Origin of the sequence: Pseudoxanthomonas koreensis (assembly GCF_041890415.1) — a bacterium.
Taxonomy (GTDB): Bacteria; Pseudomonadota; Gammaproteobacteria; order Xanthomonadales; family Xanthomonadaceae; genus Pseudoxanthomonas; species Pseudoxanthomonas koreensis_A.
This window is the reverse complement of the sequence record NZ_CP169056.1, coordinates 374,136-387,736: the sequence shown is the minus strand read 5'-3', so window position 1 is coordinate 387,736 and position 13,601 is coordinate 374,136. Positions and strand designations below refer to the sequence as shown.

Below are 13,601 nucleotides of genomic sequence, written 5' to 3'. Positions count from 1 at the left end.
CCCGGCTGGCCGGTGCTGCAATCGGCCCATCCCCCGTTTGTGGAGAACCGCCGATGCGCATCCTGTCCTGCACCTGCCTGGTGCTCCTGGCCGCCGGCCTGGGCTCCACCGCCCTGGCCGGCACCGTGTACCAGTGGAAGGACGCCCAGGGCGTCACCCATTCCTCGGACAAGCCGCCACCGGGGCAGCGCTACGACACGCGCAGCATCGACAACCGGGGCCAGACCGTGCAGACCGCGGCGCCGGCCACCTCGGTGGAATCGCCCGAGTGCATCACCGCGCGCAAGAACCTCACCCTGCTCGAGGGCAGCGCGGATGTGATGCAGGACCGCGACGGTGACGGCACCGCCGAGCACACCCTCAGCCCCGAAGAGCGCGAGGCGCAGAAGGGGCTGGCCGACGCCGCGGTCAAGGCGTACTGCCCGGGCGGCTGAGCATGCGCGCCACCTGGGCGATCCTGGCCGGGCTGGTCGTGGGCGGCGGCCTGGCGTGGTGGCTGGGGCGCGACGCATCGCCCCGGCAATCGCCCGAGGCACGCGAGCGCGCCGAACAGGCCGCCGCCGCCCAGGCCGAGGACGCCCTGCGCCCGCTGTACCGCTGGCGCGATGCCGGCGGCCAGTTGCAGATCACCGACAACCCACCGCCCAAGGGCACCGCCTACGAGCGCCTGGCCCGGGAACCGGCGCCCGGCATCCAGGTGGACGCCGGCCGCTGACGGGCCCGCCGCAATCGGAACCCACATACCGCAGGAGCCCGTCTTGCTGGCGACGGGGCGTGCCGGATGATCGGGGGGGGATCGCGTGGTCGCCGGCGAGACCGGCTCCTACGGGGCGGCGTGCCGGATGATCGGAGGGGATCGCGCGGTCGCCGGCGAGACCGGCTCCTACGGGGGCGGCGTGCCGGATGATCGGTGGGATCGCGCGGTCGCCGGCGAGACCGGCTCCTACGGGCGCGCGCGGCCCCGCGGGCGGCCGGGACTGGCAGAATGTCCAGCTTCCCGTCTTCGAATGCCTCCGCGATGCGCCTGTCCCGCTTCCACCTGCACACCACCAAGGAAACCCCGGCCGACGCCGAGCTGGCCAGCCACAAGCTGATGCTGCGCGCCGGCATGATCCGCAAACTCGCCGCCGGCCTGTACACCTGGTCCCCGCTGGGCCTGCGCGTGCTGCGCAAGGTCGAGGCGATCGTGCGCGAGGAAATGGACCGCGCCGGCGCGGTGGAGCTGCAGTTGCCCACCGTGCAGCCGCGCGAGCTGTGGGAGGAAACCGGGCGCTGGGAGAAGTTCGGCGGCCAGCTGCTCAAGATCAAGGACCGCAAGGAGCAGGAATACTGCTTCAGCCCCACCGCCGAAGAAGCCATCACCGACTTCGCCCGCCAGGAACTGGGCAGCTACAAGCAGCTGCCGGTGAACTTCTACCAGGTGCACACCAAGTTCCGCGACGAGATCCGGCCGCGCTTCGGGGTGATGCGCGCGCGCGAGTTCCTGATGAAGGACGCCTATTCGTTCCACGCCTCCGACGAGGACCTGGCCCGCGAATACGAGAACATGAAGGCCGCCTACACCCGCATCTTCACCCGCCTGGGGCTGGAGTTCCGCGCGGTGCAGGCCGATTCCGGTGCGATCGGCGGCGATGCCTCGCAGGAATTCCACGTGATCGCCGATTCGGGCGAGGACGCGCTGGCGTTTTCCACCGGCTCGGACTACGCGGCCAACGTGGAAACCGCGCAGGCCGCCGCGCCGGGCCCGCGCCCGGACGCCGCCGAAACCATGCGCAAGGTGGAAACGCCGGTGCAGAAGACCTGCGAGGACGTCGCCGCCCTGCTCGGCATCGCCCTGCAGCGCACGGTCAAGTCGGTGGCGCTGGTCGGCGCCGATGGCTTCACCCTGGCCCTGGTGCGCGGCGACCACATGGTCAACGAGATCAAGCTGCGCAAGGTCGCCGGAATGGCCGATTATCGCGCGGCCACCGAAGCTGAAATTCTTGAGCACCTCGGCAGCGAGCCGGGCTTCCTCGGCCCCGTGGCGCCGGCCAGGGCGATCCGCGTGATCGCCGACCGCGAAGTCGCCGCGCTGGCCGACTTCGTGGTCGGCGCCAACGCCCCGGGCTTCCACCTGGCCGGCGTCAACTGGGGCCGCGACCTTGCCGAAGCCGACGTGGTGGCCGACATCCGCGAGGTGGTCGCCGGTGATCGCGCCGTCGACGGCGGCGAACTGCGCCTGGCGCGCGGAATCGAAGTGGGCCATGTGTTCCAGCTCGGCCGCACCTATTCGCAGGCGATGAAGTTCACCGTGCTCGACGAGAACGGCAAGGCGGCAGTGCCGGCGATGGGCTGCTACGGCATCGGCGTGTCGCGCATCGTGGCCGCGGCGATCGAACAGAACCACGACGAGGCCGGCATCATCTGGCCTGCGCCGATGGCGCCGTGGCGGGTGGCGATCTGCGTGATCAACCCGAAGAAGGACGCGGCGGTCGACGCGGCGGCCGGGGCACTGCTGGACGAATTGCAGGCGGCCGGGATCGATACGGTGCTCGATGACCGCGGCCTGCGCCCGGGCGCGATGTTTGCCGACATCGAACTGATCGGCATTCCGCACCGGGTGGTGGTGTCCGAGCGCGGCCTGGCGGCCGGCACTTTCGAGTACCGCGCACGCACCGCTGCCGAGGCGCAGTCGCTCGACCGCGGCCAGTTGCTGGAGCAGTTGCGCGGCGCCTGAGCGCAGCATCGGCGTCGGCCGCGCCGGCCGCGGCAGCGCGGGCGATTCTCCACCGATAATCGCGATTTTCACGCGGCCTGGATTTGCCGGGATAATGCGCATGCATTATCCTGCGCCGCGAGTCGTGTCCAGGGAGGGGCATATTCCCCTGCATTTCCCTGGAACAAAAACCGGAGATTCATCCCGATGCCGATTGATATCAAGACCCTCTCCGCCCGCGAGCTGGGTTCGCTGATCACCACCGCCAAGAAGCGCCAGGCCCTGCTGTCCAAGCGTGCCCCGCTGTCGCAGGTGCGCAACAAGCTGACCCGGCTGGCCAAGGCCGAGGGCTATACCATCGAGGAGCTGTTCGGCGCCGCCGCGCCTGCCCGCGCCAGCCGTGCTGCGTCCCCGCGCACTGGGCGCAAGCTGGGCAAGGTCGCCCCGAAGTACCGCAATCCGGCCAATCCGAAGGAAACCTGGACGGGCCGCGGCAAGCAGCCGCGCTGGCTGGCCGCCTATACGGGCAAGGGCCGCGATCTGGGCGAGTTCCTGATTCCCGGTGTCGCCAAGCCGACCCCCAAGGCCAAGCCCGCCGGTGCGAAGAAGCGGGTGGTCAAGAAAGCGAAGAAGTAATCGCACAGAAAACGCCGGCGCAAGCCGGCGTTTTTGTTTGATCTGCGTCCCGGTGAGGGATGTAATCTGGCCACTCCGCTGGAAGCGGCGGGGCGGAAGGTTTCGGGGCGGCGGGAGGCGGTGCAGCAGTGCGGCGGGAAGCATGATCGTGGCGGCGTGGCGGCGGGGCGGCGGGGCGGCGGGGCGGCGGGGCGGCGGGGCGGCGGGGCGGCGGGGAGCATGGTCGTGGCGGCGCGGTGCGATGCCTGCTGCCGCTCATGTCCCCCGGCTCCGGCCTGCGGCCGAAGCCTCCTCCTTGACTTCCCGTCAGCAGGCATCGCACCACACCGTCCAACGTTCATCGGCCGCCGCATGTAGGAGCCGGTCTTGCCGGCGACCGCGGTGCGGGGTGGTGTGTCGCGATGCCGCAGCCTGCGTCGGGTCGCCGGCAAGACCGGCTCCTACAACAAGAGGCAGGGACGCGCGGCACGGAAAGGCCACCCAATCGACACCGCGATCCAGATGCACCGAAGGACGTCGTGCCCCGGGGGCATGGACCAAGTGGCACATGGACGTGCCACGGCCCCGAGTAAAGACAGGATGTCGTCCCGAGGGGTGGGCCATGCCCCCGGGGCACGGCGGCCCCGTCCGAAGCCGGCAGCAGACAGCCGACATACCGCCACGATTCGTTGCAGGTCCTTTCAGAACGCGGAAAGGCCACCCAATCGACACCGCGATCCAGATGCGCCGAAGGACGTCGTGTCCCGGGGGCATGGACCAAGTGGCACATGGTTGTGCCACGGCCCCGAGTAAAGACAGGATGTCGTCCCGAGGGGTGGGCCATGCCCCCGGGGCACGGCGGCCCCCATCCGAAGCCGCCGAAGCCGAAGCCGAAGCCCGCCCTACAGGTTCTTGCGCGCCGGAATCAGCAGGTTGCCGAACAGCAGCCCGGCCACCAGCGCCATGATGATGTTCAGCACCGTCAACATCGCACTCTGCCCCACGCCCACGTCCTGCTGCTGGATCAACGTGAGCAGCCCGCGCAGGCTGGCACTGCCGGGCACCAGCATGATGATGCCCGGCAACCGCACCACCGCCCCCGGACGCTGCATCCAGCGTCCGAAACCGTTGCCCGCCGCAGTCAGCGCCATCGCCGAGAGGAAAATGCCCGCCGGACTGCCCCAAGCGTTGCCCGCGTAGCGCGAAATCAGATACCCGCAAATGGCCGCGCCCATCACCCACGGATAATCACGGCGGCTGGCCTTGAACAACACCGCGAAAGCAAACGCGGCCACCCCCATCGACAACCATTCCACCCACTCCGGCTGCGGCCGCCAGGCCCGTACCCGCGGCTCCAGGCCCAGCCGGTCCAGCAGGATCACCGCCACCATCGCGCCCACGGTCAGCTTCAGCACCGTGGTCAGCGCGCCGGCGAAGCGCACCGTGCCCGACACCCAGTGCTGGCTGGACAGCTCGTTCATGGCATTGGTCAGCGACATGCCCGGCAGCAGCACCACCAGCGAAGCGATCACCACCGTGTTGAGGTTCAACGGCCCCACCACCACCGCCACCATGGTCACCACCGTGCCGGCGATCAACCCGGCCAGCGCGTCGCCGGCTTCCTTCAGCGCCGGGCGGTGGCTGGTGAACTGCGCCAGCAGCCCGATCAACAACCCGGTGAAGGCAGCCGTGGCCATGTCCAGCCACGGCAGCCGCCACAGCCCGGCCACGCCGGCGGCGGCCAGGCCGAAGGCCAGCACCTGCATCACCTGGGCCCGGCCCGACGGTTCGCGGTCCAAGGTGCGCAGCGCCGTATGGCCCTGGCCGATGGTCAGGTTGCCGGCCGCCACCGCATCGGCGATGCGGTCGGCTTCACTAAGCTTGTGCAGGTCGTTTTCACCGGGCGGCAGGCGCACCACGCGGGTCACGTCCACGCTGCCCGGCGAGCGCGTCGGATCGCTGAAACTCAGGATCAGCCCGGTGGGGTTGGACCAGGCCTCGCACTCCAGGTCCAGGCGCTGTGACAGCGCCGTGATCGCCGCCTCCAGGCGCTGGGCCGTGGTGCCGTAACGGTGCAGGCGCGCAGCCATCTCCGCGACGAATGCGATGCGCTGCGCGTAGCTGGCCGGATGGGGAGGTGAACTGGGCATCGGCCTAGTATGCAGGGCCTGATGCGGCTCTCGGCCGCTTGCCTGTATGCTCGCCCCGGACCATGCGCGATTCGACCCCGAACCCGCCCCGTTGGCAACGCGACCCCTCCGACGGCCGCATCCGTCTGGCCGGGGAGTGGACGCTCGCGCACGCCGTGGCGATGGGCGAAGCGCTGCGCGACGTGCCGGACGGCATCGAGGCCATCGACGCCGAAGGCGTGGACCGGCTGGACTCGGCCGGGGTGATGCAGCTGATCCGCTTCGCGCGGCGGCGCACGCTGCACGACGCGGCGTTGCACTTCGGCCGCGACCATACCGCGCTGGTGAAAGCGATCGAGGACGTGGCCGACGAGCGCCCGCGCGCGCGCCGCGACTATGGCGTGGCCGCCGCCCTGGAACGCCTGGGCCGCGCGGTGCAGGCCAACCTCCACGAGGTGGTGCTGCTGGTGGGATTCACCGGCGAGAACCTGTCCAAGATGGCGCGCATGGTCCGGCAGCCGCGCCGCTTCCGCCTCACCGCCACGGTGGCGCACATGGAACAGGTGGGGCTGGACGCGGTGCCGCTGGTGGCGCTGCTGTCCTACCTGGTGGGCGCGGTGATCGCGTTCCTGGGCTCGACCATCCTGCGCGACTTCGGCGCCGAGATCTTCGTGGTGGAGCTGGTGTCCATCGCCTTCCTGCGCGAGTTCGCGGTGCTGCTCACAGCTATCGTGCTGGCCGGGCGCACGGCCTCGGCCTTCACCGCACAGATCGGCGCGATGAAGGCGCGCGAGGAGGTCGATGCCATGCTCACCCTGGGCCTGGACCCGGTGGACGTGCTGGTGATTCCGCGGCTGCTGGCGCTGCTGGTGATGCTGCCGCTGCTCACCTTCGTGGCGATGATGGCCGGCCTGGCCGGCGGCGTGACGGTGGGCGCGTTCGACCTGGACATCCCGCCGCAGATGTACCTGGCGCGGATGCACGACACGATGGAGGTGCGGCACTTCCTGGTCGGCATGTTCAAGGCGCCGGTGTTCGCCCTGGTGATCGGCCTGATCGGCTGCCTGGAGGGGCTGCAGGTGAAGGGCACGGCGCAGTCGGTCGGCGAGCGCACCACCTCCAGCGTGGTGCAGACGATCTCCCTGGTGATCGTGATCGATGCGTTCGCCGCCCTGTGGTTCATGCACATGGACTGGTAACGGTGCCCCGTGACGGATGATCCGAACAAGCGCGACGCCATCACCGTGCATGGCCTGGCCACCCGCTTCGGCGAGCAGGTGGTGCACGATGGCCTGGACCTGCAGGTGCGCCGCGGCGAGATCCTGGGCGTGGTCGGCGGCTCGGGCAGCGGCAAGTCGGTGCTGATGCGCAGCATCCTGGGCCTGCAGCGGCCGGCCGCGGGCCGCATCGAGGTGCTCGGCTCCGACGCCCTGTCCGACGATCCGGACCAGCGCCTGTACATCGAGCGCCATACCGGCGTGCTGTTCCAGGACGGCGCCCTGTTCTCCTCGCTGAGCGTGGGCGAGAACGTGCAGGTGCCGTTGAAGGAACACCACCCCGACCTGCCCGAAAGCTGGCGCTACGAGCTGGCGCTGCTGAAGGTGAAGCTGGCCGGCCTGCCGGCCGACGCGCTGGACAAGTTGCCCTCGCAGCTGTCCGGCGGCATGCGCAAGCGCGCCGGCCTGGCCCGGGCCCTGGCCCTGGACCCGCCACTGCTGTTCCTGGACGAGCCCACCGCCGGCCTGGACCCGATCGGCGCGGCCGCCTTCGACCGCCTGCTGTCGACCCTGCGTGAAGCCCTTGGCCTGACCGTGTTCCTCATCACCCACGACCTGGACACCCTGTACGCTATCTGCGACCGGGTGGCGGTGCTGGCCGACCGCAAGGTGGTGATCACTGCGCCACTGGCGGAGGTCGAACGTTTCGACCACCCGTGGGTGCAGGAGTATTTCCACGGTCCGCGCGCGCGCGCTGCGCGTGTGGCGCACGATTCACACCACCCGGCATCCACGCCCGCGGAGACGGACTGACCCATGGAGACCAAGGCCAATTACATCCTGATCGGCGCGTTCACCCTGCTGGTGTCGATCGGCTTGCTGATGTTCGGCCTGTGGGCCGCCAAGTACTCGTCCGAGCGCAGCTGGCAGCGCTACATGATCGTGTTCGACGAAGCCGTCACCGGCCTGTCGGTTGGCAGCCCGGTGCAGTACAACGGCATTGCCATCGGCTCCATCGACAGGCTTTCACTGGACCCCAGCGACCCGCGCCGGGTGGTGGCCATCATCCGCGCCGACGCCACCGCCCCGATCAAGACCGACACCCGCGCCAAGCTGGCCATCACCAGCCTCACCGGCCCGGCGATCATCCAGCTGTCCGGCGGTACCCCCGGTGCGCCCAGGCTCACCACCGTGGACCAGCGCGATACCCCGCTGATCCAGACCTCGCCCTCCGCGCTGCAGAACATCACCGACACCGCCAGCCGCATCGTCGAACGCCTGGACCGCATGCTCAGCGACGGCAACGTTGCCCGGGTGACCGCGGCACTGGAAAACGTGGAGCGGATCACCGACGCGATGGCCTCCAAGGACCAGGGCATGGAGGCACTGCTGATCAGTGCGCGCGATGCCGCGCGCAGCCTGGACACCACCCTGCAGACCACCAACGGCACCATGCAGCGCATCGACCAGAACCTGGTGCGCGAACTGCCGGACATCATCGCCAAGCTCGACTCCACCCTGGTGCGGCTGGATTCGGCGGCCGGCAATGCCGACGCGATCCTGGGCGAGAACCGCGCGGCCATCAACAGCTTCGCCAACGACGGCCTGGCCCAGCTGGGCCCGACCCTGACCGAGCTGCGCGGCCTGATCCGCGACCTGCGCCACATCAGCGACCGCCTCGAGAGCAACCCCAGCCGCTTCCTGCTGGGCCGCGACGGGCCCAAGGAGTTCGAGCCGTGACGCGCGGATCGGCTGACCACGGCACGGTGGCCGCCACGGCGGCGCCGGTGTCGGCAATGGCCGGGCAGCGCGCAATGCAGCACTGCCGGGTGGAACCGGGAATGGACGCCGCGCAGGAGAAACTGATGAGTGCCATGCAGATGCAAACCACGATGCACACTTCGATGACGACGGCGACTGACGCGCTCGCGCGCGGCAATGGCATGCGCGGTGCGACGCTGGGTCGCGGCATGCGCGCCATGCTTGTCCTGGCAGCCCTGGCCGTGTTGAGCGGCTGTTCCCTGCTGGGCGGCGGCAAGCGGGATCCGGTGACGATCTATTCGCCGCAGGTGCAGGTGCAGCCGGATCCGTCCTGGCCGCAGGTGGACTGGCAACTTGCCATCACCAAGCCCAGCGCCGCGCGCCTGGTCGACAGCCCGCGCATCTCGGTGCGGCCGGTACCGGGCGAACTGCAGGTGTATCGCGGGGCGGTCTGGGCGCAGACGCCCACCGACCTGCTGGAAGGTGCGGTGCTGCGCGCGCTGGAGGACTCGGGCAGGATCCCCGCGGTCGGGCGCGTGGCCACCGGCCTGCGCGCGGACTACCGGCTGGCCATGGACGTGCGCCGGTTCGAGGCCGACTATTCCAGCGGCGGGCCCGCGGCCACCATCGAGGTGGCGGCCAAGCTGCTGCACAACACCGACCAGCGCGTGGTTGCCGCACGCACCTTCGAGCAGGCGCGCCCGGCAGCCACCACCGACATCGACAGCGTCGCCGCCGCCTTCGAACAGGCCCTGGGCACGCTCACCACCGAGATCGCCGGCTGGACCCTGGCGCAGGGCCAGGCCGACGCCGAGCGCCCGCGCTGACCTCGCGCGCCGCGCGCCGCGCGGTCGCCTTCCCCTGTAGGAGCCGGCCTTGCCGGCGACCACCATGGTGGAAGCGCCCGCGTGGGATCGGGTGCCGTTGAACCTTCCGCCCCCGCGCGGTCGCCGGCAAGACCGGCTCCTACATGGGCGACATCGGCAAGACCGGCGTCATGAGCGGTCGCCGGCAAGGCCGGCTCCTACGCCGGTAACACCTGGCGGAAGGTGAGGTTGATGCGTTCGCCGACCGGGCGTGCAGTGCGCGGCAAGGCATGCTTCCAGCATCGCTGGGTGGCGCCCTGCATCAACAGCAGGCTGCCGGCGGGCAGCTCCAGCGCCAGCCGCACACCGGCATCGTGCCGATGGCGCAGCAGGAACCGCCGGGTCGCGCCCAGGCTCAGCGATGCGATCAGCGGCTCCGGCCCGAGTTCCGGCTCGTCGTCGCTGTGCCAGCCCATCGCATCGGCACCGCTGCGGTAGCGGTTGGCCAGCACGCTGTTGAATGGCTGGCCCAGCGCGTCCTGCAGGCGTGCGCGCAGGGCCGCCAGCGACGGCGTCCAGGGCCGCGGCTGGAAGCGGCTGCCCGAGTAGCGGTACACCGCCTCCGCATCGCCGATCCAGCAACTCAAGCGCGGCGACGGCAGCGTCCGCCCGAACAGGCGGACGTGGTGGGTCTCCCACGGCACCTCGTGCAGCAAGGCCGCCATCAGGTCGGCCGCCGCCTCCGGCGCCAGCCAGTCGCGGGCCAGGCGCACCTGGGCATCGGGCAGCGCAAAGTCGGTCCATTCCATGACGCCCGATTGTAGGAGCCGGCCTTGCCGGCAAGGCCGTCATGGTGGAAGCGCGTGCGTTGGATCGGGTGCCGTTGAACCGTCCGCCCCCGCGCGGTCGCCGGCAAGACCGGCGTCATGAGTGGCATCGGCATGCGGTTCCCGGCCGATTTGCCCCACCTGCGCGGAACACCGAAAATGGATGCAGCCGCAACCACCGGAGCCGAAGGATGTCGGACCCCCACCACGCCCGCGCCTTCACCGATGCCGATGACGCCATCGCGCGCGACGTCATGGAATACGACGTCGTCACCGTCGGCGCCGGCCCGGCCGGGCTGGCGTTTGCGATCCACCTCAAGCAGTTGGACCCGTCCATCTCGGTGTGCGTGATCGAGAAGGCCAGCACCGTGGGCGCGCACATCCTGTCCGGCGCGGTGATCGAACCGGGCCCGCTGGACGCACTGCTGCCGGGCTGGCGCGACAACCCGCCGCCGGTATGCGTACCTGCCGGCGAGGACGAGTTCTGGTTCCTGACCAGGGATGGCGGCAGGAAGTCGCCGATCGTGCCGCCGGGCATGCGCAACCACGGCAACGTCATCGTCAGCCTCGGCGCCATGTGCGCGTGGATGGCGCCGCAGGCCGAAGCGCTGGGCGTGGAGGTCTATGCCGGTTTCGCCGCCGCGCACACGCTGCATGGCGACGATGGCCGCGTGCTGGGCGTGCGCATCGGCGACATGGGCGTGGCCCGCGACGGCACGCACAAGCCCGGCTACACCGCCGGCATCGACATCCGCGCGAAGGTGACCGTGCTGGCCGAAGGCGCGCGCGGCCACCTGACCAAGCGCCTGGTCGCGCGCTTCGGCCTGGATGCCGGCCACGACCCGCAGGCCTACTCGATCGGGATCAAGGAGCTGTGGCAACTGCCGCCGGGCCGCACGCTGCCGGGCAGGATCGTGCACACCCTGGGCTGGCCGGCCGACAACGCAACGTATGGCGGCGGCTTCCTCTACCACCTGGACAACGACCAGGTCGCGCTTGGCTACGTCAGCGGCCTGGATTACCGCGACCCGCACTACCAGCCATGGGAAGCCTTCCAGCAATGGAAGAACCACCCGCTGTTCAAGCCGCTGCTGGACGGCGGCAGCATCCTCTCGGCCGGCGCGCGCGCCATCGCCAGCGGCGGCTGGCAATCGGTGCCGACGGTGGAGATGCCCGGCGCGCTGCTGGTCGGCGACAGCGCCGGGCTGCTCAACGTGCCGCGGATCAAGGGTACCCACCAGGCCATCCGCAGCGGCATGCTTGCCGCCGCGCACCTGGCCGGCAACGGCCTGCAACCGGCCGGCTTCGACGCTGCGCTGCGCGCCTCTCCCGCGATGGCCGAGCTGCGCCGCGTGCGCAACATCAAGCCGGGCTTCAAGAAGGGGCTGTGGCCGGGCCTGGCCAATGCCGCGTGGGAAACCGCGGTGCGCGGTGCCTCGCCATGGACGTTGAAGGTCACCCCGGACTGGTGCGCGCTGGACCGGGTGGACGCACACGAGCAGCCACGCCGCGACTACGTGCAGCGCAGCCTGCCACCGCGCGACCGCCTGCAGGGCGTGTACTACGCGGCCACCGAGCACGACGAGGACCAGCCGGTGCACCTGAAGGTGGCCGACACCTCCATCTGCGTGGAGCGCTGCACCGTCGAGTACGCCAACCCGTGCACGCGGTTCTGCCCGGTCGGCGTGTACGAGATGGTCGAGGACACCCTGCCTGACGGAAGCAGCGGCCGCCGGCTGCAGATCAACGCCGCCAACTGCGTGCACTGCAAGACCTGCGACATCAAGGACCCGTACGAGATCATCACCTGGGTCACGCCGGAAGGCGGCGCCGGGCCGAATTACCAGAACCTGTAGCCCGATGGCAAAGGCACGGCGCAGGCGGCGTCGTGCACATCGGACCACCGCAGCGCGCGCGACGCACGGGCGCGGGGGGCCGGATGCGCTCCGATGGAGTCAGGGCTGTCCGGCTGCGCCGCGGTCGCCGGCGAGGCCGGCTCCTACAGGGCGGTGAATGGCACGCCGGTCTTTGCGCGCAGCTCGTCCAGCTCCACGCCGGGCGCGGCCTCCACCAGTGCCAAACCGCCATCGGTGACGTCGAACACGCCCAGGTCGGTGATGATGCGGTCCACCACGCCCACGCCGGTCAGCGGCAGCGTGCACTCCGGCACGATCTTGTGCTCTCCATTCTTCGCGGTGTGCTCCATCAGCACGACCACGCGCTGCACGCCGGCCACCAGGTCCATCGCCCCGCCCATGCCCTTGACCATCTTGCCGGGCACCATCCAGTTGGCCAGGTCGCCGGTGGCGGTCACCTGCATGGCGCCGAGGATGGCCAGGTCGATGTGGCCGCCGCGGATCATCGCGAATGAATCATGGCTGCCGAAATAGCTGGCGCCCGCGCGCGCGGTGACGGTCTGCTTGCCGGCATTGATCAGGTCGGCATCGAGTTCGGCCTCGGTCGGGAACGGGCCGATGCCGAGCAGGCCGTTCTCCGACTGCAGCCACACATCCACGCCGGCGGGGATGTGGTTGGCGACCATGGTCGGCAGGCCGATGCCCAGGTTCACGTAGGCGCCGTCGGTCAGCTCGCGGGCGGCGCGCTGCGCCATCTCGTCGCGGGTCCAGGCCATGTCAGTTGCCTCCTTCGGCGCGCACCGTGCGTTGTTCGATGCGCTTTTCGGGCGTCGGGTTGTGGACGATGCGGTCGACGTAGATCCCCGGCAGGTGCACCTGGTCCGGTTCGATCGCGCCCAGCTCCACCACCTCCTCCACCTCGGCCACGCACACCTTGCCGGCCATCGCGCAGGCCGGATTGAAGTTGCGCGCGGTCTTGCGGAACACCAGGTTGCCGGCGGCGTCGGCCTTCCACGCCTTGACCAGGGCGATGTCGGCGGTCAGCGCGGTCTCCAGCACGTAGTGCTTGCCGTTGAACTCGCGCGTCTCCTTGTCTTGCGCCACCACCGTGCCGTAGCCGGTGGCGGTGTAGAAGGCCGGGATGCCCGCGCCACCTGCGCGCAGGCGCTCGGCAAGCGTGCCCTGCGGGTTGAATTCCAGTTCAAGCTCGCCGGCCAGGAACTGGCGCTCGAACTCCTTGTTTTCGCCCACATAGGACGAAATCATCTTGTGAATCTGCCGGGTTTCCAGCAACTGGCCCAGGCCGAAGCCGTCCACGCCGGCATTGTTGGAGATCACGGTCAGCCCTTTTGCGCCGGAATCGCGCAGCGCGGCGATCAGCGCTTCGGGAATGCCGCAAAGGCCGAAGCCCCCGACCGCAAGGGTCCGGCCGTCGGCGACCAGGTCGGCCAGCGCGGATTTCGCGTCCGGATAGAGTTTTGAAGCGGCCATGCCTGTCCTCGTGTGGATCCGTGTTCCTGATTCTAGCCGCAGCGTGCTGCAGCGCGACACGCCCGTACGCGGGGGCCGCAGGAGCCGGTCTTGCCGGCGACCGCGGGGCCCGACACGCTGCGGGGCGGGCGGTAGAATCAGGGCCATGAATCCCCCTCCGCCCCGTGCCAGCCGCCGCGGCCGGGCCGTTCGCCTGAAATCCGA

Annotated in this window: 13 protein-coding genes; 9 read left to right on the top strand and 4 right to left on the bottom strand. The window is 70.1% G+C overall.

Annotated features, from left to right (window positions below; genetic code table 11):
* Nucleotides 1-53: 53 nt before the first annotated feature.
* From ACEJ41_RS01815 to ACEJ41_RS01800, 4 genes are all read left to right on the top strand, one after another.
* Entirely contained in the window at nt 54-434 is a 381-nt protein-coding gene (locus ACEJ41_RS01815; protein ID WP_374013098.1) for a DUF4124 domain-containing protein, read from the top strand.
* A 2-nt stretch (nt 435-436) separates the two neighbouring features.
* Entirely contained in the window at nt 437-715 is a 279-nt protein-coding gene (locus ACEJ41_RS01810; protein ID WP_374013097.1) for a DUF4124 domain-containing protein, read from the top strand.
* 303 nt (nt 716-1,018) lie between these two features.
* Entirely contained in the window at nt 1,019-2,716 is a 1,698-nt protein-coding gene (locus ACEJ41_RS01805; protein WP_374013096.1) for a proline--tRNA ligase, read from the top strand.
* Nucleotides 2,717-2,902: 186 nt separating this feature from the next.
* On the top strand, nt 2,903-3,331 hold the full coding sequence (locus ACEJ41_RS01800; RefSeq protein WP_374013095.1) for an H-NS family nucleoid-associated regulatory protein: 429 nt from the start codon (nt 2,903-2,905) through the stop codon (nt 3,329-3,331).
* Between the two features lie 881 nt (nt 3,332-4,212).
* On the opposite strand, the gene ACEJ41_RS01795 is transcribed toward ACEJ41_RS01800, so the two are convergent.
* A complete protein-coding gene (locus tag ACEJ41_RS01795; protein ID WP_374013094.1) occupies nt 4,213-5,460 on the bottom strand; it encodes a threonine/serine exporter ThrE family protein in 1,248 nt (415 codons plus the stop codon).
* Between the two features lie 62 nt (nt 5,461-5,522).
* On the opposite strand from ACEJ41_RS01795, the gene ACEJ41_RS01790 reads away from it, so the two are divergent.
* The 4 genes from ACEJ41_RS01790 (at nt 5,523) to ACEJ41_RS01775 (ending at nt 9,244) form a co-directional block, all read left to right on the top strand.
* The gene (locus ACEJ41_RS01790) at nt 5,523-6,638 is read left to right on the top strand and encodes an ABC transporter permease (RefSeq protein ID WP_374013093.1); all 1,116 of its coding nucleotides are present in this window, start codon (nt 5,523-5,525) and stop codon (nt 6,636-6,638) included.
* A 9-nt stretch (nt 6,639-6,647) separates the two neighbouring features.
* Nucleotides 6,648-7,469 carry an ABC transporter ATP-binding protein gene (locus ACEJ41_RS01785; RefSeq protein WP_374013092.1) on the top strand — a complete coding sequence of 274 codons (822 nt, stop codon included), beginning with the start codon at nt 6,648-6,650 and terminating at the stop codon, nt 7,467-7,469.
* A gap of 3 nt (nt 7,470-7,472) precedes the next feature.
* The gene (locus ACEJ41_RS01780) at nt 7,473-8,396 is read left to right on the top strand and encodes an MlaD family protein (protein ID WP_374013091.1); all 924 of its coding nucleotides are present in this window, start codon (nt 7,473-7,475) and stop codon (nt 8,394-8,396) included.
* A gap of 203 nt (nt 8,397-8,599) precedes the next feature.
* Nucleotides 8,600-9,244: an ABC-type transport auxiliary lipoprotein family protein gene (locus ACEJ41_RS01775; RefSeq protein WP_374014036.1), complete on the top strand. Its 645-nt coding sequence runs from the start codon at nt 8,600-8,602 to the stop codon at nt 9,242-9,244.
* 197 nt (nt 9,245-9,441) lie between these two features.
* Here ACEJ41_RS01775 and ACEJ41_RS01770 read toward each other — a convergent pair whose 3' ends face one another.
* Nucleotides 9,442-10,032, bottom strand: coding sequence for an alpha-ketoglutarate-dependent dioxygenase AlkB (locus ACEJ41_RS01770; protein WP_374013090.1), 591 nt, complete (start codon nt 10,030-10,032; stop codon nt 9,442-9,444).
* A 209-nt stretch (nt 10,033-10,241) separates the two neighbouring features.
* On the opposite strand from ACEJ41_RS01770, the gene ACEJ41_RS01765 reads away from it, so the two are divergent.
* Entirely contained in the window at nt 10,242-11,906 is a 1,665-nt protein-coding gene (locus ACEJ41_RS01765) for a 4Fe-4S dicluster domain-containing protein (protein WP_374013089.1), read from the top strand.
* Nucleotides 11,907-12,049: 143 nt separating this feature from the next.
* On the opposite strand, the gene ACEJ41_RS01760 is transcribed toward ACEJ41_RS01765, so the two are convergent.
* Both ACEJ41_RS01760 and ACEJ41_RS01755 read right to left on the bottom strand, forming a co-directional pair.
* Entirely contained in the window at nt 12,050-12,682 is a 633-nt protein-coding gene (locus ACEJ41_RS01760) for a CoA transferase subunit B (protein WP_374013088.1), read from the bottom strand.
* Nucleotide 12,683: 1 nt separating this feature from the next.
* Nucleotides 12,684-13,397 carry a CoA transferase subunit A gene (locus ACEJ41_RS01755; protein ID WP_374013087.1) on the bottom strand — a complete coding sequence of 238 codons (714 nt, stop codon included), beginning with the start codon at nt 13,395-13,397 and terminating at the stop codon, nt 12,684-12,686.
* Nucleotides 13,398-13,601: the final 204 nt, after the last annotated feature.

Excerpts from the sequence above, each read along its gene's own strand:
- ACEJ41_RS01815 (WP_374013098.1), top strand. The coding sequence starts at position 54 with ATGCGCATCCTGTCCTGCACCTGCCTGGTGCTCCTGGCCGCCGGCCTG.
- ACEJ41_RS01810 (WP_374013097.1), top strand. The coding sequence starts at position 437 with ATGCGCGCCACCTGGGCGATCCTGGCCGGGCTGGTCGTGGGCGGCGGC.
- ACEJ41_RS01805 (WP_374013096.1), top strand. The coding sequence starts at position 1,019 with ATGCGCCTGTCCCGCTTCCACCTGCACACCACCAAGGAAACCCCGGCC.
- ACEJ41_RS01800 (WP_374013095.1), top strand. The coding sequence starts at position 2,903 with ATGCCGATTGATATCAAGACCCTCTCCGCCCGCGAGCTGGGTTCGCTG.
- ACEJ41_RS01795 (WP_374013094.1), bottom strand. The coding sequence starts at position 5,460 with ATGCCCAGTTCACCTCCCCATCCGGCCAGCTACGCGCAGCGCATCGCA.
- ACEJ41_RS01790 (WP_374013093.1), top strand. The coding sequence starts at position 5,523 with ATGCGCGATTCGACCCCGAACCCGCCCCGTTGGCAACGCGACCCCTCC.
- ACEJ41_RS01780 (WP_374013091.1), top strand. The coding sequence starts at position 7,473 with ATGGAGACCAAGGCCAATTACATCCTGATCGGCGCGTTCACCCTGCTG.
- ACEJ41_RS01775 (WP_374014036.1), top strand. The coding sequence starts at position 8,600 with ATGCGCGGTGCGACGCTGGGTCGCGGCATGCGCGCCATGCTTGTCCTG.
- ACEJ41_RS01770 (WP_374013090.1), bottom strand. The coding sequence starts at position 10,032 with ATGGAATGGACCGACTTTGCGCTGCCCGATGCCCAGGTGCGCCTGGCC.
- ACEJ41_RS01765 (WP_374013089.1), top strand. The coding sequence starts at position 10,242 with ATGTCGGACCCCCACCACGCCCGCGCCTTCACCGATGCCGATGACGCC.
- ACEJ41_RS01760 (WP_374013088.1), bottom strand. The coding sequence starts at position 12,682 with ATGGCCTGGACCCGCGACGAGATGGCGCAGCGCGCCGCCCGCGAGCTG.
- ACEJ41_RS01755 (WP_374013087.1), bottom strand. The coding sequence starts at position 13,397 with ATGGCCGCTTCAAAACTCTATCCGGACGCGAAATCCGCGCTGGCCGAC.